Raw genomic sequence first — 23,496 nt, forward strand, 5'->3', positions numbered from 1 at the left:
ATTCAATGGCTCTGGCGGCTGCGGCAAGCCGCCAGGATATCAAGGGCCCGGCGGCGTTTCTCCGGGTCGTATAGGTCAATCGTGAACATCAGCTCGTCCACTTCAACGCCCGATAACAGCTGTTCGAGCTGTTGTTGAATGCTTGTCGCGCTTCCCAGTAACTGCAATGCCAGAAAATCTTTGACTCCCGCTTGCTCTCCCGCATTCCACAGACCTTTCATCGAGGTTACGGGAGGCCGCATCCAGAGAGGCTGGCCCCGGAACAGCGCCAGAATACGCTGGTAACTGGTGGTGGCAAGGAATTGCGCTTCTTCGTCGGTTTCCGCCGGAATGGCCGGTACAGCTAACATCGCATAGGGCTGTTTCAGCGTTTCAGAAGGCTGAAACTGGCTCCGGTAGACCTGCAGGGCTTCCCGATAGAGTCGTGGGGCAAAGTGCCCTGCGAAGGCGTAGGGCAGTCCACGCTGCGCCGCCAGCTGAGCGCTGAACAGGCTGGAGCCCAATAACCAGATCGGCACCTGAGTGCCTGCGCCGGGAATGGCCTTGATTTGCTGGCCGGGCTGAAGTGGCCCGAGCAGGCGTTGCAGTTTTGCGACATCTTCAGGGAATTGCTCGGCACCCAGGTGTTCTCGTCGGAGGGCACGGCTGGTCACTGGATCGGTGCCCGGAGCCCGGCCAAGACCAAGATCGATGCGCCCGGGATACAGGCTTTCAAGAGTGCCGAATTGCTCTGCAACCACCAGTGGCGGGTGATTGGGCAGCATGATGCCGCCAGAACCTACTCGCAGAGTTTTGGTTGCTCCGGCAATGTGCCCCACCAATACCGACGTGGCGGAACTGCTGATGCCTTCCATGTTGTGGTGCTCGGCCAGCCAGAAACGGTTAAAGCCGAGACGTTCCCCGTGTTGCGCATAGGCCACGCTGTTGGCCAGGGTCTGACCGACGGAATCGCCTTCGCGAACCGAAGCCAGCTCCAGGAGGGAAAAGGGAATAGTAGAAGCGGACTGCATCAAGAACTCCAGGATCAGGGTACCTTTAAGAATAACAAATCCATCAAGCCTTTCCCCGTTCGTACATTGACCGGTAACTGGTATAGACTCTTTGAAGTTCACGTACGTTACGGGATGCGAGACCTGTGAGCCAACAAAGAATAAAACCGTGGTTTTTATGCGGTCTTTTCTGCCTTTTGTTTTTTTCAGTGGCCCGAACGGATGCCCAAACACAGGCGGACAATAGCCTGACAATCGTCTACGACTCGTTTGCGCAATTTATCCATACCAAAGAGGATGAGCCAACTGGCTTATTCGTTGATGTATTGAATGAGGCGCTGGAAGAGCGGATGGGAGTGTCAGTCCAGTTTATCTGGCAGCCCTGGCAACGAGCCCAGTATTCTGTTGAAACAGGACAAGCGGATGGCATGGTGACCGTTGCGACACCAGAGCGTCTGGATTATTCCCGCGCTGTCGATACTCCCATTGCCCATTCCTCAGTGGCCGTCTTTACATCAAAAGGGCATCCCAGAATGCCTGAAATTCGAGAGATTGAGACGGTAGCTGATCTTGAAGGGTTTCAGTTGCTGACCTATCTCGGCGATGGCTGGGCAAAGGAAAAACTCGGGGACATTGACGTGGATTTTGGCGGCAAGGACATCGAAGCCATCTTCAAGAAATTACGTTGGGGGCGTGGCGACCTTTTTTTGCAGTCGCGTGATGTCACCGAGTATTACATCGAAGAGCTGGGCTACGAGGATGCGATCGTCCGCGTGCCAGGTGTCGAGTTCGGTCACATTGAGTTCCATCTTATGATCGGGAAAGCCTCCCCTTTTCTGCCCTTGTTGCCCGAGCTGGATAAAAGGCTACGGGAGATGAGAGAGGACGGTACCAACCACCGATTGCAACAGTCCTATGAGCACGTGTACTGACCGAGGCCAAGCTGGTTAGCCAAATGTTGGCTCCCACCAGCCCGGTAGTAGTTTGCGAACATCCGGCCGGACAAACCGGTCATCGATCAGCCAGATTACCCCTCGATCTGTCGGTGTACGAATTACCCTCCCGGCTGCCTGCGCCACCTTTTGCAGGCCGGGAATCAGGTAGGTGTATGCGTAGCCCTGTTGAAAACGTTGATCCAATCGTTGCCGCAGCACTTCGTGCCAGTGGTCAAACGGCGGCAGGCCAAGCGTCGCCACAAAGGCCCCGATCAGGCGGTCGCCGGGCAGGTCGATGCCCTCGCTGAAAATGCCTCCCAGGACCGCGAAGGCGACGCTCTGATTACCTTCGTTAAAATCCTCCAGAAATGACTGGCGCTCCTCTGCGCTCATCCCGGGACGTTGGGCCCGCTGGGGAATATCGGGTGCCGAGCTGGCCACTGCCGCTCGGACCTTTTCGAGATAATCAAAGCTACTGAAAAAGGCCAGGTAATTACCCGGCCGCTCCCGATATTGCCGGGCAATCAACTCCGCGATGGGTTCGAGCGAGCCTTCCCGATCGGGTTTCCGGGTGCTGATGTCCGGGGTGAAGTGAACGGTCAATTGATCCGCATTGAACGGGCCGGGCAGTGATTTAAAACGGGTCTGCTCTGGCAGCCCTAACAGGTCCCGGTAGTATTCGCCGGGAGAGAGCGTGGCAGAAAACAACAGGGTGCTCTGTGCAGACTCGAACCTCGGTGCCAGGAAATCGGCGGGTATCAGATTCTGGATCGAAAGCTGTGCATCGCCTCGTCTTGGCCGCGCCAGCTCGGCCAATGAGTGGTCACCGAAAACCTCAGCGAGTTTGGTGAAGGCGAGGGATTCGAACAACAATTCCTGCAGGGCCAGATCTGGTGGGTGGTCCACCAGGTAATCGCTAATGGCGGACACCATTCTGGCCAGCGCCATCGTGAGGGTGGCAGGCAGATGGTGCAGGGTGACAGGCGGCTTGCCGTGCTCTTTGCCGCCGTCGGGCGCATCGTTTTTGAGCAAGGATTGCCAGGCACGCGCAACGCCGTTCATGGCCGGTTTTAGTGGTTTGGGTGCTTGTTTTCGGATTCGCAGCAGGCGTTTCTGGCTGAGGGTCACCGAATACATGCCTCGGGCTCTATCGACCAGATTGTGGGCCTCGTCAATTAACAGGCCCGCCTTCCAGTCGTTCTGGCGTGTCAGTGCATGCAGCAACGCGGATTGGTCAAACATCCGGTTTACGTCTGCAATGACCAAATCGCACCAACGCGCCATTTCCTGGGCCAGAAAATAGGGGCAGATCTGGTGGTCGGCGGCGATGCTCGCCAGCGCTTTCTGGTCCAGGATGTCGGGATGTGTGGCCGCCGCCTGGCGCGCATCCGGCAAGCGGTCGAAAAAGCCCTTTGCCAGAGGGCAATCGTCGCCGTGACAAGCTTTGTCCGGGTGTTCGCAGGCGTGATCCTTCGCCACCAACTCCAGAGTTCTTAATTTCAGCGTGCCGGTCTGACTGGTCGCAAGTCGCTCTATCGCTTCCCTGGCTACCTGACGGGTGGTGTTTCGGCTGGTCAGGTAAAACAGTCGGTCCTGATTCGCTGCGGGCATAGCCTTCAGCGAGGGAAACAGCGTGCCCAGGGTTTTACCCAGCCCGGTTGGCGCCTCCAGCAGCAGGTAATGATTGCGGACGGCGTTCTTATAAACGGTTTCTGACAGAGGACGTTGCTGGGGTCGGAATTCAGGAAACGGAAAGTTCAGATCGGTCAATGATTGGTTGCGGGCGTCACGATGGGCCTGTTCCTGTGCTGCCCAATCTGCATAAAGCGCGCAGAGTTTTTCCAGTTCTTGCCAAAGCTCATCGGCGGTGGCGGTCTCAACGATCGCCGTTTCCTTGTCCTTGCCAATGTCGTAGTAGATCAGTGCCAGATCAAGCTCTTTGCGTTTCTCCTGATAACACAGCAATGCCCCGTAAACCCGTAATTGCGCCCGGTGCAGGTTGCGCTGAGCTTCACGTACCCGGGACAGATCCCCGCGATGGGTTTTGATTTCCTCCAGTCGACCGGCAATCGGGTCGTAGCCGTCGACCCGCCCGCTGATCATCAGACTGCCACACTGGCCAGCCAGTGCCATCTCACTCTGATAGCGGGGGCTGCGCCTGGCCTGAACGGTCTGGTGGCCGGTGATGCCCTCTTCGGCGGTGGGGGCCGGCGTGTAGCGAAGGTCCAGATCGCCGGATCGGGCGGCGAACTCGCACAATGTTCGTACGGCAACAGAGTGCAGGGTCACGAAAGGACCTCCGACCAGCGAACGTAGCAGACGGACACCGGCAGGTTGTTTTCAAGGCAATATTCCAGCCAGCGCACCTGGTGGTCTTGCAGTCTGTCACCGGGACCTTTGACTTCGATCATTTCATAACGCTGCTGCGGGTCCGGGTGGTCTGGCTTGAAGCGGATCAGGTCCGGGAAGCCACTGCGATGCTGGCGCAGATCCGCCAACATGCGATGGAACAGTCGCTCCAGGTGTTGGGCCGGCAGGCAGTGCAAGGCCAGTTCCAAAAGGGTTTCGCTGAACACCGGCCACACCACAAAAGGTGAGGCGATTCCGTATTTTTCCTGCCAGGTGTGCCGGATGGCTTGTTTCCAGGTGCCGTCTTGCAGTTGTTCAAGGCATCGATCAAACAGAGCCTTTCGACGACTCAGAAAATCTTCCCGGTAAAGATCCACCGGGCCGATATGAAAAGGGTGAAAAAACGCGCCAGGCACCGGTGCAAAAATTGCCGGCCAGCACAGCAGGCCAAACAGTCCAGTGATCAGTGTGTTCTCCACATAGGCGACGGGCTCGTCGTCGGTGTGCAGGTGTTCCATGACGCGCCATTCGACGGAATGGCCTGAGGGGTTGTCGAGCGTCAGGTGAGTAGTTGGTATCTGCGGTTTGGGTGTGGCGCGTTCCAGCGTTTGGTCGAGCTTTTTGGCCAGCCGTGACATCAGGCGTTTCAGCCCCTGAACTTCGGCATCGTTGCGGGGCGATCCCGCTGCACGGGAGGCAAGATCCCAGGCTTCCCGGAATCTTTTCTGGCGTTCCAGAAGCCGGAGGTAGCGAAGCCGGGCCTCCCGGTGTTGGCTCTCCGAATAGGTTTCCAGGGCCAGCGGGATGTTTTTTTCCCGCTCGGCCTGACGGGCCAGTTCAAACAGCAGCCTGCCTCGTCGGCTTTCCAGCCAGGCATTGTCAGAAGCTTCCGGTATTGCCTGCCAGATGGCTTCCGGCGTTTCACCTTCGTCCAGGCGCTCTCGGCAATGGTGGAGCAGCAGGTATCGGTCCACGTCTTCACGTTTATCGAATGCCCGGGCGTCGGGGGTAAAGGGCACCTTCTCGTATTGATGATGCCCCAGTTCCACCAGCACAAAGTCCGACCATGTCTGGCGCAGATTGCCGAAAAACATCAGACGCAGGCGATCGAACAACGCCATGTGCTGAAGCCGGATCAGGCGGGTTTTGGTGTTGGGTAACCAGGCGCTGACCGGAGCAGCTTCCGGAAACGCCTCGCCCATGGCCTGTTTGAGCTGGGCTTTGGAGGCACTGGCGCTCAGCCCGGTTTCCGCAGCGTATTGCGCAAGTTCCGGCTTGAGCTCTGGCAGGGTGTAAAGACGAAACAGTTCGGCCACGGAAATCGACGGTGAAGCGTCGATCCACTCAGCCTCTTCCAGTACATCCATCAGCTGCGATATGGGATGTACCAGTTCGGGATAGTGAAGCTTCTCTACCCGAAAACCATCGCCGGTGCGCATCACCATTCGGGCGACCAGAGCCCGGGCATCGGCGGGCAGATCCATCAGGTTATCCACCAGGCGGCTTTCTTCGGTTAGCAGCAAGTCACTGTGGTGGTCCCGCACCCATCGAATCACCGTCTCAAAATTGGCGAGGTAGTAAAGCGGGTCATTCAGGTCCGCCGTCTGGGGAACCTGGGTCGTCTGTTCGGTGTGCAGGTCAGGCATTGAAACTGTTTCGAAGTCCGGAGCGTAATAGAATACTAACGATGATGCCCCAGGGAGACGAATCGATGCGAGCTTTGTTCCTGATGGTTTTTGCTTTGCTGCCGTGGACGGCTCAGGCCGCAGAATGTGCCGACTATCTGGATCACGATCTGCGCAAGCTGCATTCTTCGGAGTCGGTGAATTTGTGTGAACTGGCAGGCGGGAAGCCCATGCTGGTGGTCAACACCGCCAGCCATTGCGGCTATACCGCCCAGTTTGAAGGTCTGGAAGCGCTGCACCAACAGTATCGTGATGATGGCCTGGTGGTGGTTGGTTTCGCCAGCGATGATTTCAATCAGGAAGCAGACAGCGAAGCGGAGGCCGCCGGTGTCTGTTTCAAGAATTTTGGCGTCACCTTCACCATGATTGCCCCGTCCTCTGTCACTGGCAGCGGCGCCAACCCGGTTTTCAGTGCGCTCAATGAGCAGAGTGGCGCCCCGGGATGGAACTTCACCAAGTATGTGGTGAACGGCCAGGGTAACGTCGTCGAACGATTCCCCAGCCGGGTGTCACCAAGCGATGACCGTTTGCGCTCCGCACTCGACGAGGTTGTCGGCGGCTACTGATTCGAGTCGTCGAACTTTCCATGGCGTCCGGCGCCCTTCTTGAACCGATCGGCACCGGCAATGGCCTCGGCAAAGACTACCGGATAGCCGGCCGCTCCCTCCGCCACCAGCGCTTCGGATAAGGACAGGTCCCACTGGCCGATGGCTGAAGCCCGGTCGGTCAGCATGCACTGCTGTGGAAAACCGGCGATTGACCTTGCCAGTGCTTCAGCCTCGGATCTGGCGTGGCCATCCGGCACTACCCGGTTGGCCAGACCCATGGTCAACGCTTCGGAGGCGTCTACCGGGCGACCGGTGAGAATCATGTCCATCGCACGACCCTGGCCGACTATTCGGGGCAGTCGAACGGTGCCACCGTCGATCAGCGGCACGCCCCAGCGTCGACAGAACACGCCGAAGACAGCAGACTCTTCCGCCACCCGCATATCGCACATCAACGCCAGCTCCAGACCACCCGCCACAGCATAGCCCGATACGGCTGCAATCACCGGTTTGGTCAGCGCCATTCTTGAGGGGCCCATGGGCCCCGGCGCTGTACCCGTGGGTTCGACGTAGTTGCGACGCTCCGGGTCGCCCACGCTTTCCAGATCAGCACCGGCACAGAAGTTCCCGTCGGCGCCCCACAAAACAGCCACCTTCAGGTCGTCGTTTCGCTCAAACTCTTCGAAGGCGACACGAAGCGCATCGGCAGTGGCACCATCCACGGCGTTTCGTTTGTGGCCACGATTAATAACAATCGTAGCCACCTCGCCCTGAATGTCGGTGTAGACCGCTTCGGCAAACGGGTCTGACATTGGTTACTCCTGGGTCTTTACCCGTTTTTCAGCGTGTTCATGTCGATGACGAAGCGGTATTTCACGTCGCCTTTCTTCATGCGCTCGTACGCTTCGTTGATGTTCTTGATGTCGAGCATTTCGATGTCACAGGAAATATCGTGCTCGGCACAGAAATCCAGCACTTCCTGAGTTTCCGGCATACCGCCGATCAGGGAGCCTGCCAGAACGCGGCGCTTGAAGACCAGAGCGCCAGCTTGCAATGCCGGGTCTTCAATCGGCTCGAGCAGACCCACGATGATGTGTGTGCCATCGACGTTCAGGCAATTCAGATACGGATTCAGGTCGTGTTGTACCGGAATGGTATCGAGCATGAAATCAAACGTCTCGGTAGCCGCTTTCATCTGTTCAGGGTCGGTGGAGATGATCACGTGATCCGCACCCTGCTTCTTGGCTTCGGCCACTTTGCTTTCAGAGCGGGTAAAGATGGTGACTTCCGCGCCCAGGGCTTTGGCAAACTTCACGCCCATGTGGCCCAGGCCCCCCATACCGATAACACCAACTTTATGGCCTGCCTTTACGCCGAAATGGCGTAGGGGAGAATAGGTGGTGATGCCGGCACACAGAATCGGAGCGGCGGCGGCCGGGTCCAGTTTCTCGGGTACTTTCACCACGAAGCGGTCACTGACCACGACTTTGTCGGAATATCCGCCGTAGGTGATGGAACCATCATGACGGTCAACGCCGTTGTAGGTGCCGGTCATGCCTTCCGCGCAGTATTGCTCAAGCCCGGCGTTACACGATGAGCAGGTGCGGCAGGAATCCACCATGCAGCCGACGCCCACGGTGTCGCCCACTTTGAAATCCTTGACCTCTGGGCCGACCGCGGTTACGCGACCAATGATTTCATGGCCGGGGACGACCGGGAACTGCGATACGCCCCAGTCGTTCTGGGCAAAGTGGATATCGGTATGACACACGCCGCAGTAATCGATTTCGATAGAGACATCGTCCGGGCGCGGTTCGCGACGGTCGAAGTCCATCGGTGCGAGTTTCGAATCTGCGGATTGTGCTGCGTAACCTTTTGCGTTGGCCATGCTCATCTTTCCTTCGGTTGTTCGATTGTATTGCGTTCAATAGTTAGTTAACTACGAAATAACTGCGGGTTGGATTCCGTATTGCAACTGTCTGTTGATCGATCTACGACTAATGTCGATGGGTATGGCGATAATCGGTCGGCGACTGGCCCATGATTTTCTTGAACAGGCGCGAAAAATAGTAACTGTCATCATAGCCCAACATCCGGCTGATGTGGGCAAAGGAGTCGCTGGTGGTGTCCATCAGCTGGCAGGCCTGCTCTATCTTGAGATGCAGGAAATGCTGGATTGGCGATACACCGGTGGCGGCGCGATAGCGGGTCGCAAAATGGGCGGCAGACAACCCGGTCAGTTCTGCCAGCTGCTCCAGCGTAATCCGTTCGTAAAGGTGTTCCCGCATAAAATTGTGAATAACATCCAGGTCGAGCTGGCTGGGCTGTTGAGCCTGATTCAGGCTCAGTGGAACGCCTGCCAGTAACTGTCGTAATCGGTTCGCTACGTGCACCAGTCCTGAAGAACGAAAGCCCGTTTGCTGCACGGATAGAAGGCCGTTGAAGTCCACCAGCAGTCGTGGCTGGCGGCCGATATGTTGGATGTATACCCCGTCAGTGAATCCCATGTGTTCCTGAAACTCCCTGGCCAGTGGGCCCGAGTAATGAACCCAATGGATTGTCCATGGGTTGTCAGGCGCTGCGGTGTAGCGATGGCTGGCGCCGGCGGGGATCAGAACCAGATCGCCGCTCTTTACAAGGTACGGCTGGTCCTCAATGTTCAGATAGGCTTCTCCGTCCGTGCACAGGATTAACAGATGATCGTGGTGCTGTTCACGGTGCATATGATGGCCTTCTGCGCGACGGTAGTGGCCGAAGGCCAGCGGGTAAAGATCCCGGGTCAGCGGGTGCTGTGACAGGCCGCGAATCACCGGTGCAGGAATCACGTAACGAATGCTGTCTGGCGGCACAGGCCATTGGGAAGTGCGAGTCATGGTTGCGCTATTTCGACGCTGAATAATCGAAAAATAGTCCAGCATGAGCGAAAGTTAGTCAATCATTCGCACTGAAAAGCCTGTGCTAGCATCAATCTATAACGCCTATTCCAACAACAACGACAGGGAAACTCCCATGAAACAGGTACCTCTCTACCTGGGCGGCGAATTCGTCCAGAGTCAGACAGATCAGTGGATCGACGTCACCGATCCGGCCACCAACGAGGTCATTGCCAAAGCCCCCTGTACCACTGCGGACGAAATGACCCGCGCCATCGAGAGTGCCGCCGAAACCTTCAAATTCTGGAAGGAAACGCCGGTTTCGGAACGCGCACGCGTCATGATGCGTTATCAGGCCTTGCTGAAAGAACATCACGACGAGATTGCCGAAATCCTGTCCAGCGAGACCGGCAAAACCTTCGAGGATGCCAAAGGCGATGTGTGGCGCGGCATCGAAGTCGTAGAACACGCGGCCAATATTCCCTCAATGATGATGGGGGAAACGGTTGAAAACGTGGCACGTGAAATTGACACCTATTCCTTCACCCAGCCGCTGGGTGTCTGCGCTGGTATCACGCCGTTCAACTTCCCGGCAATGATTCCCCTGTGGATGTTTCCTCTGGCGATTGCCTGCGGCAACACCTTCATTCTGAAACCGTCGGAACAGGACCCCCTGACGCCCATGCGGCTGGCGGAGTTGTTTGAACAGGCCGGTGCGCCCAAAGGTGTGCTGCAGGTTGTTCACGGGGCCAAAGAGCAGGTTGACCGCCTGCTGACGGATCCGGCCATCAAAGCCGTGTCTTTTGTCGGTTCAGTGCCTGTTGGCCAGTACATCTACGAAACAGGTACCCGCCACATGAAACGCGTTCAGAGCCTGGCGGGTGCCAAAAACCATCTGGTGGTCCTTCCGGATGCCGACAAGCAACAAGTGATCAATGCATTGGTTGGCGCCTCGGTGGGTGCTGCTGGCCAGCGCTGTATGGCGATATCGGTGGCTGTGTTCGTGGGTGAGTCACAGCAATGGATTCCGGAAGTGAAAGAGGCATTGGCTGCCGCCAGGCCCGGAGCCTGGAATGATGCCGCAGCCAGCTATGGCCCCATCATCAGCCAGAAGGCCAAACAGCGGATCGAACAGTTGATTGATCGTGGCGAGGAACAGGGCGCGAACCTGTTGCTCGATGGCCGTGGTTGCACGGTAGACGGCCTTCCTGACGGCAATTGGGTTGGGCCTACTCTGTTCTCTGGCGTGACCGAAGACATGGATATCTACAAGGAAGAGATCTTTGGCCCGGTGCTGTCGTGCATGGAAGTCGCCAACCTGGAAGAAGCCATCGCTCTGGTGAACCGCAGCCCCTACGGCAACGGCACGTCTCTGTTCACCAGTTCTGGCGGCGCCGCACGCCGCTACCAGCACGAGATAGAAGTGGGTCAGGTCGGCATCAACGTGCCGATTCCGGTGCCGCTGCCCTTTTTCTCCTTCACTGGCTGGAAAGGCTCTTTTTACGGCGACCAGCACACCTATGGCAAACAGGCCGTGCGTTTCTACACCGAAACCAAAACCATCACGGCCCGCTGGTTTAGTAGCGATGCCCAGGCGGAAACCAATTTCTCCATCAAGATGCGCTGAACGTTCACGATGAATAAGGAATGGCCATGAATTTTGACCTGACCGACGACCAGTTGGCCTTTCGCGAGGCGGCACGATCCTTTGCTGAAAAGTCCATGGCGCCACATGCTGCCAAATGGGATGCCGATCATACCTTTCCGGTGGAGGTGATTCGTGAAGGCGCGAAGCTTGGCTTTTGCGGGATCTATTCTCCGGAAGACCAGGGCGGCATGGGTCTGTCCCGGCTGGACACCAGTGTGATCGTGGAAGAGCTGGCGGCCGCTTGCCCATCCACCGCAGCGTTTTTCACCATTCACAATATGGCCACCTGGATGGTGGCAAGCTTTGGCACTGAAGCGGTGAAGAAAAACATCGCGCCCAGCATGACCAGCGGCGAATGGCTCGGCTCCTACTGCCTGACCGAACCCGGTGCGGGTTCAGACGCTGGCAACCTGCGTACCCGAGCTGAAAAAGACGGCGACAGTTATCTGATCAGCGGCAGCAAAGTATTTATTTCAGGCGCAGGCGCGACTCAGATGCTGGTGGTCATGGCCCGGACGGGCGCACCGGACAGTGGCGCCAAGGGTATTAGTGCCTTTGTGGTGCCGGCCGATGCGGAAGGCATTCACTATGGCAAGTGTGAAGAAAAAATGGGGTGGCACAGCCAGCCCACCCGTCAGGTGACCTTTGAGAATGTTCGGGTGCCGGAGGCCAATCGGTTGGGCAACGAAGGTGAAGGATTCCGCATTGCCATGAAAGGCCTGGACGGCGGTCGCCTGAACATTGCGACCTGCTCGCTTGGCGGGGCGCAGGCGGCATTGATTCGGGCGCGGAATTACCTGCATGAACGGCAGCAGTTTGGCCAGCCACTGGCCAGTTTCCAGGCACTGCAGTTCAAGCTGGCGGATATGGCCACGCAGCTGACCGCCGCCCGGCAAATGGTTCGTCTGGGGGCCTTCAAACTGGATAACGCCGACCCGGAAGCCACGCTTCACTGTGCGATGGCCAAGCAGTTCGCGACCGATGCCTGTTTTGAAGTGTGCAATCAGGCGCTGCAATTGCATGGGGGCTATGGCTACATCCGCGAATACCCGCTGGAACGTTATGTTCGGGATTTGCGGGTGCACCAGATCCTTGAAGGCACCAATGAAATCATGCGCCTGATCGTGGCCCGCCGACTGCTGGAAGCCGGCGTGGCCGAAGCGATTCAATAGCCTTTATCCGGAGACGACGATGAGCGACCTGATCAAACTGGACAAACGGGACCATGTGGCGGTGATCACCATTGCCAATCCACCTGCCAATACCTGGACCCTGGACTCACTCAATCATCTGAGCACCCTGGTGGATGACTTGAATGAAGATCCGGACATTTACGCCCTGGTAATGACGGGAGAGGGCGAGAAGTTCTTCTCGGCCGGTGCCGATCTGAAAACCTTTGCTGATGGTGACGTTGGCAACGCGAATGCGATGGCCCAGGCGTTCGGGCGTGCTTTCGACGCGCTCACCCGCTTTCGTGGCGTCTCCATCGCGGCGATCAATGGCTACGCCATGGGGGGCGGCCTGGAATGTGCGTTGGCCTGCGACCTGCGCATAGCCGAAGAACAGGCTCAAATGGCACTGCCCGAGGCGGGCGTGGGTTTGTTGCCCTGTGCGGGTGGGACCCAGAACCTGCCCTGGCTGGTCGGCGAGGGATGGGCCAAGCGCATGATCCTGTGTGGCGAGCGGGTTAAAGCAGACAAGGCACTGGAGATTGGCCTGGTAGAAGAAGTGGTGCCAACCGGTGAGTCTTTCGATAAAGCCATGGCTCTGGCCCACATGAGCGAGAAACAGAGCCCCTCGTCGGTTGCCCGATGTAAAACCTTGATCATGAGTGCCCGGGACGGTCGCAGCCATGCCGATGGCTGGCGCCTGGAGCGGGAACTGTTTGTGGATCTGTTCAGTACAGAAGACCAGCGCGAAGGCGTGAACGCGTTTCTGGAAAAGCGCGCGCCGCAGTGGAAAAACCGGTGAGCTGAAAACGATGTCTGATGAATCTGTGGTGTTTGATGAGATACCGGGACACAACGGTTGGATCCTGGGTGTGGCGCGGCTGAATGCCGCTCCGTCAATGAATGCGTTGTCTCTGGATATGATCCGCCGTCTTCAGTCACAGCTGGAACAGTGGGCGCAGGATGATCAGGTCGCGGCGGTTTGGCTGGAAGGTGAGGGCAATAAGGCCTTTTGTGCCGGTGGCGATATCGTGGCGCTGTACCGGTCGATGACCGAATCCGGTCAGCCGGGTGAATCCAAGAGTGAAGGCCAGCAGTTTTTCGAGGAGGAGTACCAGCTCGATTATCTGATTCATACCTTCCCCAAGCCGATTGTGGTCTGGGGAAATGGCATTGTTATGGGAGGTGGCCTTGGCCTGATGGTGGGCGGCTCGCACCGGGTCGTTACTGAACATTCGAAACTGGCGATGCCGGAAGTGGGCATAGGTCTGTATCCGGATGTGGGTGCCGGCTGGTTCCTGAACCGAATGCCCGGTCGGGTGGGTTTATTCCTGGGCCTCACAGGTGTGCGGATGAACGCCGCCGACGCGCTGTTTGTGGGGCTGGCGGACCGTTTCATTCCCCACGAACAGAGGGCCAGCGTGCAGAGCGCCCTGCTGGTGAAAGATTTGCGACAGGACGCCCATGCTGGCGTCAACCAGGTATTGCGACGATTCGAACGCGGTGGCCAGGCGCAACAAGCTGCGTCGCCGGTGAGAGCGCATTTTGACGTTATCCAGACGATGACTGACGGTGATTCACTGGTCGAGGTGGTAGACAACCTGGCTGCCTACGCAGGCGATGACGACTGGCTGATCAAAGCCGTCAAAACCGTTGCGAAGGCGTCGCCCACCTCGCTTGCCCTGCATTGGCGACATTATCACCGCAGCCCCCGGCTCAGCCTGGCTGAGGTGTTTGATCAGGAGTTGCAGATGTCACGCCGCAGCCTGGTGCTGGGGGAGTTTGCCGAAGGCGTGCGCGCATTGCTGATTGATAAAGACCTGAAACCCCGCTGGCGTTTTCCCGGCCTTGAGCAGGTGGACCCGCAGTGGATCGACGAATTTTTCACCGGCTAGAAAGCCTGGCGAATAACAACAAGGAGAACAGACATGGCGACCATTACCTTTATTGGTCTGGGTAACATGGGTGGCCCCATGGCCAGCAATTTGCTTAAAGCCGGTCATGACCTGACCGTTTTTGATCTGTCCGAATCTGCCGTCAAGGTTCTGGTGGATGAGGGCGCAAAAACGGCCGAGTCGGTGTTGGAAGCGGTCAAGGACGCTCAGGTCGTGATTTCCATGTTGCCCGCGGGTCAGCACGTGGAGACGGTCTACCTTGGCGAAAACGGTCTGCTGGCTCACCTGCCGGCAGGGACGCTGGTGATTGATTCTTCGACCATTTCGCCCGAAACCTCGCGGGGTGTCGCCGACGCCGCGCGCTCCGCAGAAATTGTTTTCTTGGATGCCCCGGTGTCTGGCGGGGTGGCAGGTGCCAAGTCGGGTGCGCTGACCTTTATCTGTGGCGGAGGCCCCGACGCGTTTGAGCGTGCCCAGCCGATTCTGCAGGACATGGGTAAAAACATCTTTCATGCCGGGCCGAGTGGCGCCGGGCAGATCGCCAAAATCTGCAACAACATGCTGCTGGCGATTCAGATGGCGGGCACCAGCGAAGCACTGGCCCTGGGCGTGAAGAATGGTCTCGATCCGGCCGTGCTGTCTGAAATCATGCAGCAGAGCTCGGGCGGTAACTGGGTGCTTAACGGTTACAACCCCTGGCCCGGGGTGATGGAAGGCGTGCCTGCCTCGCGGGATTATGCCGGTGGCTTTCTGGTGAATCTGATGACCAAGGATCTTGGTCTTGCCATGGAAAATGCAACGGCGAACCATTCCCCCGTTCCGATGGGTGCCCTGGCGCGGAATCTTTTCGAATTTCACGCGGCGCGGGGCAATGGTCAGCTGGATTTTTCCAGTATCCAGCGCTTCTATCGACCAGACGATGAGGAGCCAGTCTAGGGTATGTAGCCCTGAGCCACAGAGTTGCAGGGGTTACCTGACAAAGACTATAGTGAAAGTGAGCGGCGTTGTTTAATTTTTGTTCGCTCCTGTATGGCTGGGAAGACTGACTCAGACAAAAGCCAGAAATAGTTTCCGGTCTTTCAATCAAGCGTGTGCGAAGGAGTTGCTCATGCTTTGGTCTGCGCTGGTCAGCCTGGGTGTTGGCTTCCTCTACTATGCTTTTGCGCTGGTTGGCGTGCACCTTCTCAGCCTGCCTTCCGGTATCGTGGTTTTCTGGCCACCTAATGCGGTTTTGCTGGCCGCTTTTCTCACTCTGCCAAAGCGGCTTTGGCCGGGGCTGGGAGTGATAGTGGTGCTGGCAGAGTTGCTGGCCGACTACACCGCCTTTCCGGTTCATGCGGCTTTGTTGTTCGGGTTGGTCAATGTTGCAGAGTGCGCGATTGCGGCCCTGGTGATCCGGCGCTTTAGTGTCAGTGAGCGTGTCCGTCCGGACTGGGGGGAGCCGCGTGAGCTGGCTCTTTTCATTATTATTGCGTTCTTTGTCGCTTCTCCTGTTGTCGCCATGGCGGGCGCCTCCATCTATACCTTCGTTCTTGATGAGTCGACACCTTTCCTGGTCCTGTGGCGGATCTGGTGGTTTGGTGATGCAACCGGTCTGATCGCTCTGACCCCGGCGCTGCATATGCTGATGAATGCAAAGACCTACTTGCCTGATTCCCGATATCGTGCCGCCGGAAACCTGGAGTGGGCGGGGTTGGCGGTAATCACATTGCTTACCTGTTTTGTTGTTTTTTCTGTCGACATCCGTGCCCGTGAAATCCTTACCCTGGCGCCGCTGCTGGTTATGCTGGCGCCCTTCTGGGCAGCCGTGCGCCTGGGCCCGTTGCCCGGCTCCTTGCTGACGGCTACGGTCGTGGTGTACTCGGCAATTGCCTCGGCACAAGGCCATATTCCGTTCTTGCAAGGCTCACCAGAGTCTGCTGCCATGCTGCTCCAGGAAATAATTGTGCTTTTCACCGTTATTGTGCTCTTCGCTGCCGCCTTTGTGACGCAGAATCGGCGAAAAAGCGGAAGTGTGTTGCTCTACAGAAGCGCCGTTGAAGCTACAAGCGAGGGCGTGTTGATTACCAGAGCTGAACAGGATCAGCCGATCATCTACTGTAACAAGAGTTTCTTGAAGATGACCGGCTACAAAGAGGATGAAATTCTGGGAAAAAACTGCCGTTTCCTGAACCGCAATGAGCCGGATCAGCCCGAGCTCAGACAAGTCAAAGAGGCGATCCTGCGCAACAAGCCGGTAAGAGTCATGGTGCGTAATTTCAAGAAGGATGGAACCATGTTTTGGAATAGCCTGGCGATCAACCCTATTCCGGATTGGCGTGGCAGGCCGTCCTATTTCGTGGGAATTCTGAGCGACGTTTCCCGGGAAGTCGAGCAACGGAATCAGTTAAAGACGCTGCTCGACAAGCTCCAGGTTGCAAAAGAAACGTTGGAAGACAAAGTGAACTTGCGGACCCGGGAGCTCTCAGAAGCCAACCGTACCCTGGAACGGCTCGCGCTTACGGATGAGCTGACCGGTGTCTATAATCGCCGCAATCTGATCAGTCGTGGCCATCTGGAGGTATTGCGCTGCTCTCGATCGGGTGGTGCCTTCTCAGTCATGCTGCTCGATATTGACCATTTCAAACGATTCAATGATCGCTATGGTCACGAAGCAGGAGACCTCATCCTGAAAGCCTTTGCCAGGGCGGTTCAAAGCACCATCCGTAAAGTTGACAGTTTTGGCCGCTGGGGTGGAGAGGAGTTCATGGTGCTTGTCTATGACTCTGAGCAGGTAAACCTGTATGCCATGGGCGATAAAATTCGGAAAAGCGTCGCCGAGTGCCGGGTGTCCTATTCGGGCAACGAGCTTCACGTGACTGTTTCGATCGGCATTGCCACCTGGCAGGGCGGCAGTTTCGACCAGACCGTGTCGATGGCAGACAGCGCGATGTATGAGGCAAAGAATGCAGGCCGAAACCGGTTGGTCATTTATGACGACCGGAACAATGCAGTAAGCGAATAAGGCCTATTGCCTATCGCCAGTGATCTGGACCTGGGGTTTGGTTACACTGGCACTTTACGACACATAGCGATAGTAACCATGGCCCTTTTTCCTGAAGACAGCGGCGAAAACGACCTGTTTCTCTCCCGTTCTGACCCTGACAACCGGTTTGGCACCCATGCACCATTGAGCTTCAGGCTGGATGGCAAGACCTGGCCGACGGTAGAGCATTATTTTCAGGGTATGAAGTTCACCGACGATGACCAGCAGGAAAAGGTCCGCAACGCGGAATCACCACAGCAGGCCCGTAAACTGGGCCGAAAGCGCCACCGCAGCCTGCGTAAAGACTGGAAAAAAGTCCGTGAAACCGTGATGACGCGGGCGGTGTATACGCGCTGCCGTACCCATCCCGATCTGGCCGAAGAACTGCTGGCCACTGGAGATCAGAAAATCGTAGAGAACAGCAATTTTGACTACTTTTGGGGCTGCGGCCGCGACCGGAGAGGCGAAAACGCCTACGGACGCGTGCTGATGAAAGTGCGGGCCAAGCTGCGCGAGGAACGAGCCTAGGAGCCGCTCGCACTTGGCAGGGGATCCTCGTTGAGGATAGTTTCGATGACCCCCAGCGCCGCCATGTCGGAAATGGCGTCGTTGAAAGCCTTCAGATGGCGAATGCCCTGGCCATTTTTTGCAAGGCCAATGTGGAAGCCGACCGGTGGAAAAGGCCCCTGGCGCAGGGTGAAGCGCGCCCGAAGGAGTGGGTCCGCTTTCAGCGAATACTCTGCAACCACTTTGTTCACCAAAAATACATCGACTCGGCCCAAATCCAGCTTTCTGAAGTTGCTGAGAATCGTGGGTGACTCTTCGGTGTCCAGCCCGAGCTGTTCACTTGCCCTGGCAAACGCGTCCCCGTAGTTGAAACCGCTGGTCAGCCCGATGGTCATCCCCTGCAGATCCTCGAAGCTCAACCGGTCGGCAACAAACTCGCTGTCTTTGCGATACCACAACAAATTGCTGTCGGAGAGCAGTGCATTGGTCATCGTCAGGAATGCCTCTCGCTCACGGTTGCGAGTCAGCATCATGATGCCATCCACTTCGCCTTGTCGTGCAAAGAACAGACAGCGTCTCCAGGGCAGGATTTTCAAATCCATGGGAATCTGAGTGCGGGCGGAGATTTCCTGTAAAAATCTGACCGCGTATCCACCCAGGGCTTCGCCGCTGGGCCCGCCGTAGCTGAAGGGCGGCCAATGACTGTTGCAGAAGACCAGCGGCCTTTCGTCAGGTTCGTCGTCTGCGAACGCGGAAAGGGATAATCCCGAGATGATCAGGGCGACCAATAGCGCAGATCGGATGCCTCGTTGAATCGACAATGCCATTGCAGACTCATCCCTCAATGGGGCCTTTTGCCCACTCATTTAAGTTTGCGCCGACCAGAGCAAAATGGCCAGATCCAGCAGCAACTTTCTGGCAGGGCTAAAGGGCGAGGCGTATCACCTTCGCGAATAGTAGTCTCACCGCACGACAAATACCGATACGTCGCTGTTTTTCACGATGTTCGCTGCATTGGAATGCAGGATGTGCAACCTGTCTCCTATCCCCGGCTTGTGCGAGGCCATCACCACCAGATCCGCATTCGAGTCGTGAATCATCTTCACCAAGCGGTCGGTGAGTTCCACGGCCGTATCGGTCGCTGAAATGACTTCGATGTCTGTGTCCACGCCGTGGATCTTGCCCTGCTCATCGGCAAACTCCTGCAATTTATCAGCGAGTTCCGATGGGTTGTGGGAGACGCTTGAGGGTGTGGTGTTGGTGACAGACACGTAGAACAACGTAGCACCGTAATGCTTGGCGATATCAATGGCCGTGTCGAGCGCTTTGCTCATCTGATCGGTGTGGGCCAGGTCGACTGGAACAAGTATTTTGCTGTACATGATGTCGCTCCTTATCCAGGTTGAGGAATCATGTGTTCCATACCTTAAGACTGGCAATGAATCCGGCTTTCGTCAAAGATCCCGGCTGGATTCGTATGGGCAAGTATCCTGCTGGCTACCTGGCCTGAAAAAGGGCCGCTCCGCCTTGAGCCGACGAATTACGTTGGTCACCTTGATCACCTGAATATTACTGTATATAGTGATCGTATCCTTGGTTAAGCACCACATATAGTTATTTCGATGAAGTAACAGAGTGGTGTCGGGAAGCTCAAGCTTTCTACGGGAATCCGGTTAGAATCCGGAACTGACGCGCAGCGGTATTGGGGCACGAGCGTGACACGATGACACTGGCAAACGCCGGGAAGTCGTCACGCGAGGCGAGCAGCTTGCTCACACCCCTGAGTCCGAAGACCTGCCAGGGACGTGTGGCTCCACCTTGATGTGAAGGGGAGGCCACTCGACTGCACCTTCGCGACTCAGGGTGAGCAGCAAACGGCATCGCAACCGGCCCCGGTTGCCCTCCCTGCCGTCCTGCGTGCGCGAAGGCAATAACGACAACGCGCATTCAGGAGTTTGCAATCATGGACACCGCTTCGGCCCTCTCGTCTGTTGGGGCACCGCCTCAGTCTTCTTCTCAGCATTCATCACAGCTCTCATCACAGCTTTCATCAAAACTGCGAGTCATCAAACGCAACGGCCAACTGGTCGATTTTGACGCCAGCAAAATCAGTGTGGCGATCACCAAGGCCTTTCTGGCCGTGGAAGGCGAGCAGGCCGCCGGCTCTGCTCGCATCCACGATAGCGTGAAACGGGTTTGCGATCGCGTCGTGTCAGCCTTGAACCGTCGGCTGCAGGCGGGCGGCAACGTACACATCGAAGACATCCAGGACCAGGTAGAGCTGGCCCTGATGCGGGCCGAAGAGCACAAGGTAGCCCGAGCCTATGTGCTGTATCGCGAAGCCCATGCCCAGGAACGCGCCCGCCTGGCTCCGGTTGAGGAACACCCGCATCTGAAAGTCACCCTGACCGATGGTCAGAACACGCCGCTGGATCTGGGCATGATGAAGTATCAGGTAGAGCAGGCCTGCGCCGGGCTGGAAGACGTGGCTCCAGACAGCATCGTCGACGATGCTGTGCGCAACCTTTATGACGGCATCCCGGAAAAAGACGTACTGAATGCCCTGATCATGACCGCACGCGGCCGTATTGAGCAGGAACCGAACTACAGCGAAGTGACCGCGCGCCTGTTGCTGGAGCAACTGCGTCTGGAAGCGGGCCGGGCACTGGATCTGCCGCTGAACCAGCCGCTGGCGGACATCTACCCACAGGCGTTGTCGGCGTTCATCAGCCTTGGTATTGAAAACGACTTGCTGGACTCGCAACTGGGCGCTTTTGATCTGGATCGCCTGGGGGCGGAGCTTAAGCCCGAGCAGGATCTTCAGTTCAGCTTCCTGGGCCTTCAGACCCTGTACGATCGCTATTTTATTCACCTGAACGACACCCGTCTGGAGCTGCCGCAGGTGTTCTTCATGCGCGTCGCCATGGGATTGGCCCTGCGAGAGGACAACCCCAACGAACGCGCCATCGAGTTCTACCGCCTGCTGTCATCGTTCGACTACATGGCGTCCACGCCCACGCTGTTCAACAGTGGCACCCTGCATTCCCAGCTGTCTTCCTGCTATCTGACGACCGTGCCGGACGACCTTGGTGGCATATACGGGGCCATCAAAGATAACGCGCTGCTGTCCAAATGGGCGGGCGGGCTGGGTAATGACTGGACCCCGGTGCGCTCGCTGGGTGCTCACATCAAAGGCACCAATGGCCGCAGTCAGGGAGTGGTTCCCTTCCTGAAGGTGGTTAACGACACCGCGGTGGCGGTGAATCAGGGCGGCAAACGCAAAGGCGCGGTGTGTGCCTATCTGGAAAGCTGGCACCTGGACATTGAAGAGTTCCTGGAGTTGCGCAAGAACACCGGCGATGAGCGCCGCCGCACCCACGACATGAACACCGCCAACTGGGTGCCGGACCTGTTGATTGAGCGGATGCGGGAAGACAAGGACTGGACGCTGTTCTCACCGAGTGACGTGGCAGATCTGCACGACCTTTACGGCAACGAATTCCGCACTCGCTATGAAGAATACGAAGCCATGGCCGAGCGCGGCGAGATCAAGCTGTCCAAAAAAATCTCTGCCAAACAGCTCTGGCGCAAGATGCTGACCGTGCTGTTTGAAACCGGCCATCCGTGGATCACCTTCAAGGACCCCTGCAACCTGCGCTCGCCCCAGCAGCATCGGGGTGTGGTGCATTCGTCCAACCTGTGTACCGAAATCACCCTGAACACCAGCGCCGATGAGATCGCTGTGTGCAACCTGGGGTCGATCAATCTGGCGGCCCATATCCACAACGGCGAACTGGACGTGCAGCGCCTGGAGCAGACGGTGACCACGGCGGTCCGCATGCTGGATAACGTCATCGACATCAACTATTACGCCGTGCCTCAGGCGCGCGATTCCAACGCCCGCCATCGGCCCGTTGGCCTGGGTATCATGGGCTTTCAGGACGCGCTCTATCGCCTGGGCCACGCCTACGCCAGCCCGGAGGCAGTGGAGTTTGCCGATCTGGCCATGGAGCAAGTCAGCTACTTCGCCCTGCGTACGTCCGCCCTGCTCGCCAAAGAGCGTGGTGCTTATGAAAGCTATGAAGGCTCGTTGTGGCACCAGGGCATTCTGCCCATTGATTCCCTGAACAACCTGAAAGCGGCGCGCCGCGACGGTGATCTGAGTGTAAACACCGACACCCGGCTGGATTGGGCGCCGGTGCGAGACCTGATCCGCGAACACGGCATCCGCAACTCCAACGTGATGGCCATTGCCCCGACAGCCACCATCTCCAACATCGTGGGCGTCAGCCAATCCATCGAGCCTGCGTATCAGAACCTCTTCGTCAAATCGAACCTGTCGGGTGAGTTCACGGTGATCAACCCGTCCCTGGTGGCGGACCTGAAAGCCGAGGGCCTGTGGGACAACGTGATGGTCAATGACCTGAAGTATTTCGACGGCTCGGTTCAGCAGATTGACTGCATTCCCGATCGCATAAAGGCCCGCTACGCCACCGCGTTCGAGATGGACGCCCGTTGGCTGGTGGAAGCGGCCGCCCGCCGCCAGAAATGGCTGGACCAGGCCCAGAGCCTGAACCTGTACATGGCCGAGCCGTCGGGCCGCAAGCTGGATGAGCTCTATCAGTTGGCTTGGGAGCGTGGCCTGAAAACCACCTACTACCTGCGTTCGCTGGGCGCCACCGGTGCTGAGAAAGCCACTCCAGTAGCCGCGCCTGCGCCGAAAGTGTGCTCCATCGACGAGCCCGATTGCGAAGCCTGCCAATAACCCACAACGACTTGCGGAGAGATAACCATGCTGAACTGGGACGACGAACCCAAAGTAACCACTCAAGAGGCGGTCGCCACCAGCGGCCCCCAGCCGGTTAACGTGGACGACAAGCGCGTGGTCAACGGCGACACCGACATCAACCAACTGGCGCCGTTCAAGTATCCCTGGGCGTGGGAGTACTTCATGAACGCCAACAAAAACCACTGGACGCCGCTGGACGTGAACATGTCCCAGGACATTCACGACTACCACCATCGCCTGAACGCGGCGGAAAAGCACGTGTACGAAAACGTGCTGGCCTACCTGACCACCGCCGACATCCTGGCCATGCGCAACATCGGGCTGGCGGTGATGGAGAAAATGAGTGCGCCGGAACTGCAGATCTACCAGGCCCGACAGGTCTACGAGGAATCCATGCACACCTGGGCCTACCAGCACTGCATCGAAACCCTCAACCTGGACCAGAGCGAGATCTACAACCGCTACCGGGTGGTGCCGCAGATCAACCGCAAAATCCAGCTAGCCAATCGACGCCTGGACGCGGCCATGCGCCCGGACATCAACCTGCGCAACCGCGACGACCTGCAGGAATTCGTGATGTCTTACCTGTTCTTCGCGGCCATCTTCGAAGGCGCCTGGTTCTATAACGGCTTCAGCCCGATCTTTGCGTTGCAACGCCGGGGCCTGATGCGCGGCACCGGGGAGCAGTTGCAGTACATCCTGCGGGACGAGGCCATGCACTTCTCCTTCGGCCTGAAGGTGTGCAACCAGATCTTCGAGGAAGAAAACATCACCCTGGACCCCAAAGCGTTGCGGGACATGTGGGACGAGGCGGAAGCAGCCGAGAACGACTACGCCAATTACATTTTGCGCGATCCGATTCTGGGCTATTCAGCGGAATACCACCGGGAACAGTTCCGCTTTATCGCCAACCGCCGCGCACGCACAGTGGGCCTGGACGAGCCCTTCCCGGGCGCGAAGAACGTCTCTCCCTGGCTGGACGAACAAGCCACCATGCGCAAGGAGAAGAACTTCTTCGAAACCCGGGTGATCGAATATCAGACCGGCGCGCAGCTGGAGTGGTAAGCGCTGATTAATTAAAGTT

19 protein-coding genes and 1 riboswitch are annotated in these 23,496 nt (G+C 57.5%); of the genes, 11 read left to right on the forward strand and 8 right to left on the reverse strand.

Annotated elements, in window-relative coordinates; genetic code table 11:
• Positions 1 to 2 precede the first annotated feature (2 nt).
• Complete coding sequence (locus QLQ17_RS13970) at positions 3 to 1,010, reverse strand: LLM class flavin-dependent oxidoreductase (RefSeq protein ID WP_283210223.1); 1,008 nt, start codon at positions 1,008 to 1,010, stop codon at positions 3 to 5.
• 188 nt (positions 1,011 to 1,198) lie between these two features.
• Here QLQ17_RS13970 and QLQ17_RS13975 point away from each other — a divergent pair, with 188 nt between their 5' ends.
• A complete protein-coding gene (locus QLQ17_RS13975; protein WP_283210224.1) occupies positions 1,199 to 1,921 on the forward strand; it encodes a substrate-binding periplasmic protein in 723 nt (240 codons plus the stop codon).
• Positions 1,922 to 1,936: 15 nt separating this feature from the next.
• Here QLQ17_RS13975 and QLQ17_RS13980 read toward each other — a convergent pair whose 3' ends face one another.
• Together QLQ17_RS13980 and QLQ17_RS13985 are read right to left on the reverse strand one after the other, a co-directional pair.
• The gene (locus tag QLQ17_RS13980; protein ID WP_283210225.1) at positions 1,937 to 4,213 is read right to left on the reverse strand and encodes an ATP-dependent DNA helicase; all 2,277 of its coding nucleotides are present in this window, start codon (positions 4,211 to 4,213) and stop codon (positions 1,937 to 1,939) included.
• Positions 4,210 to 5,919, reverse strand: coding sequence for a VRR-NUC domain-containing protein (locus tag QLQ17_RS13985; protein ID WP_283210226.1), 1,710 nt, complete (start codon positions 5,917 to 5,919; stop codon positions 4,210 to 4,212). Before QLQ17_RS13985 ends, QLQ17_RS13980 begins: the two co-directional genes overlap by 4 nt.
• Positions 5,920 to 5,984: 65 nt before the next feature.
• Here QLQ17_RS13985 and QLQ17_RS13990 point away from each other — a divergent pair, with 65 nt between their 5' ends.
• The gene (locus tag QLQ17_RS13990) at positions 5,985 to 6,524 is read left to right on the forward strand and encodes a glutathione peroxidase (RefSeq protein ID WP_502867389.1); all 540 of its coding nucleotides are present in this window, start codon (positions 5,985 to 5,987) and stop codon (positions 6,522 to 6,524) included.
• Here QLQ17_RS13990 and QLQ17_RS13995 read toward each other — a convergent pair.
• From QLQ17_RS13995 to QLQ17_RS14005, 3 genes are all read right to left on the reverse strand, one after another.
• Entirely contained in the window at positions 6,518 to 7,318 is an 801-nt protein-coding gene (locus tag QLQ17_RS13995; protein ID WP_283210227.1) for a crotonase/enoyl-CoA hydratase family protein, read from the reverse strand. The genes QLQ17_RS13990 and QLQ17_RS13995 overlap by 7 nt on opposite strands.
• Before the next feature lie 17 nt (positions 7,319 to 7,335).
• Positions 7,336 to 8,394 carry an NAD(P)-dependent alcohol dehydrogenase gene (locus QLQ17_RS14000; RefSeq protein ID WP_283210228.1) on the reverse strand — a complete coding sequence of 353 codons (1,059 nt, stop codon included), beginning with the start codon at positions 8,392 to 8,394 and terminating at the stop codon, positions 7,336 to 7,338.
• Between the two features lie 109 nt (positions 8,395 to 8,503).
• On the reverse strand, positions 8,504 to 9,379 hold the full coding sequence (locus QLQ17_RS14005) for an AraC family transcriptional regulator (protein ID WP_283210229.1): 876 nt from the start codon (positions 9,377 to 9,379) through the stop codon (positions 8,504 to 8,506).
• 136 nt (positions 9,380 to 9,515) lie between these two features.
• Here QLQ17_RS14005 and QLQ17_RS14010 point away from each other — a divergent pair, with 136 nt between their 5' ends.
• The 7 genes from QLQ17_RS14010 to ybiA all read left to right on the forward strand — a co-directional run bounded on the left by QLQ17_RS14010 (position 9,516) and on the right by ybiA (position 17,644).
• A complete protein-coding gene (locus tag QLQ17_RS14010) occupies positions 9,516 to 11,006 on the forward strand; it encodes a CoA-acylating methylmalonate-semialdehyde dehydrogenase (protein WP_283210230.1) in 1,491 nt (496 codons plus the stop codon).
• A gap of 26 nt (positions 11,007 to 11,032) precedes the next feature.
• Entirely contained in the window at positions 11,033 to 12,199 is a 1,167-nt protein-coding gene (locus QLQ17_RS14015; protein WP_283210231.1) for an acyl-CoA dehydrogenase family protein, read from the forward strand.
• A gap of 19 nt (positions 12,200 to 12,218) precedes the next feature.
• Complete coding sequence (locus QLQ17_RS14020) at positions 12,219 to 12,998, forward strand: enoyl-CoA hydratase (protein ID WP_283210232.1); 780 nt, start codon at positions 12,219 to 12,221, stop codon at positions 12,996 to 12,998.
• Between the two features lie 10 nt (positions 12,999 to 13,008).
• Positions 13,009 to 14,091 carry an enoyl-CoA hydratase/isomerase family protein gene (locus QLQ17_RS14025; RefSeq protein WP_283210233.1) on the forward strand — a complete coding sequence of 361 codons (1,083 nt, stop codon included), beginning with the start codon at positions 13,009 to 13,011 and terminating at the stop codon, positions 14,089 to 14,091.
• Between the two features lie 33 nt (positions 14,092 to 14,124).
• Entirely contained in the window at positions 14,125 to 15,027 is a 903-nt protein-coding gene (mmsB, locus tag QLQ17_RS14030; RefSeq protein WP_283210234.1) for a 3-hydroxyisobutyrate dehydrogenase, read from the forward strand.
• A gap of 172 nt (positions 15,028 to 15,199) precedes the next feature.
• A complete protein-coding gene (locus QLQ17_RS14035; RefSeq protein ID WP_283210235.1) occupies positions 15,200 to 17,095 on the forward strand; it encodes a sensor domain-containing diguanylate cyclase in 1,896 nt (631 codons plus the stop codon).
• A gap of 78 nt (positions 17,096 to 17,173) precedes the next feature.
• A complete protein-coding gene (ybiA, locus tag QLQ17_RS14040) occupies positions 17,174 to 17,644 on the forward strand; it encodes a riboflavin biosynthesis intermediates N-glycosidase (protein ID WP_283210236.1) in 471 nt (156 codons plus the stop codon).
• Here the strand turns inward: ybiA and QLQ17_RS14045 are convergent.
• Together QLQ17_RS14045 and QLQ17_RS14050 are read right to left on the reverse strand one after the other, a co-directional pair.
• Entirely contained in the window at positions 17,641 to 18,489 is an 849-nt protein-coding gene (locus tag QLQ17_RS14045) for a substrate-binding periplasmic protein (RefSeq protein ID WP_283210237.1), read from the reverse strand. The two genes, ybiA and QLQ17_RS14045, sit on opposite strands and share 4 nt — an antisense overlap.
• Positions 18,490 to 18,585: 96 nt before the next feature.
• Complete coding sequence (locus QLQ17_RS14050; RefSeq protein WP_283210238.1) at positions 18,586 to 19,005, reverse strand: universal stress protein; 420 nt, start codon at positions 19,003 to 19,005, stop codon at positions 18,586 to 18,588.
• Positions 19,006 to 19,245: 240 nt separating this feature from the next.
• A riboswitch (cobalamin riboswitch) is annotated at positions 19,246 to 19,439 on the forward strand.
• A 147-nt stretch (positions 19,440 to 19,586) separates the two neighbouring features.
• Here QLQ17_RS14050 and QLQ17_RS14055 point away from each other — a divergent pair.
• A complete protein-coding gene (locus QLQ17_RS14055; protein ID WP_283210239.1) occupies positions 19,587 to 22,388 on the forward strand; it encodes a ribonucleoside-diphosphate reductase subunit alpha in 2,802 nt (933 codons plus the stop codon).
• A 27-nt stretch (positions 22,389 to 22,415) separates the two neighbouring features.
• Positions 22,416 to 23,477, forward strand: a complete 1,062-nt coding sequence (locus QLQ17_RS14060) for a ribonucleotide-diphosphate reductase subunit beta (protein ID WP_283210240.1) — start codon at positions 22,416 to 22,418, stop codon at positions 23,475 to 23,477.
• The last annotated feature ends 19 nt before the right edge of the window (positions 23,478 to 23,496 follow it).

This window comes from Marinobacter sp. CHS3-4, from assembly GCF_030053415.1.
GTDB lineage: Bacteria > Pseudomonadota > Gammaproteobacteria > Pseudomonadales > Oleiphilaceae > Marinobacter.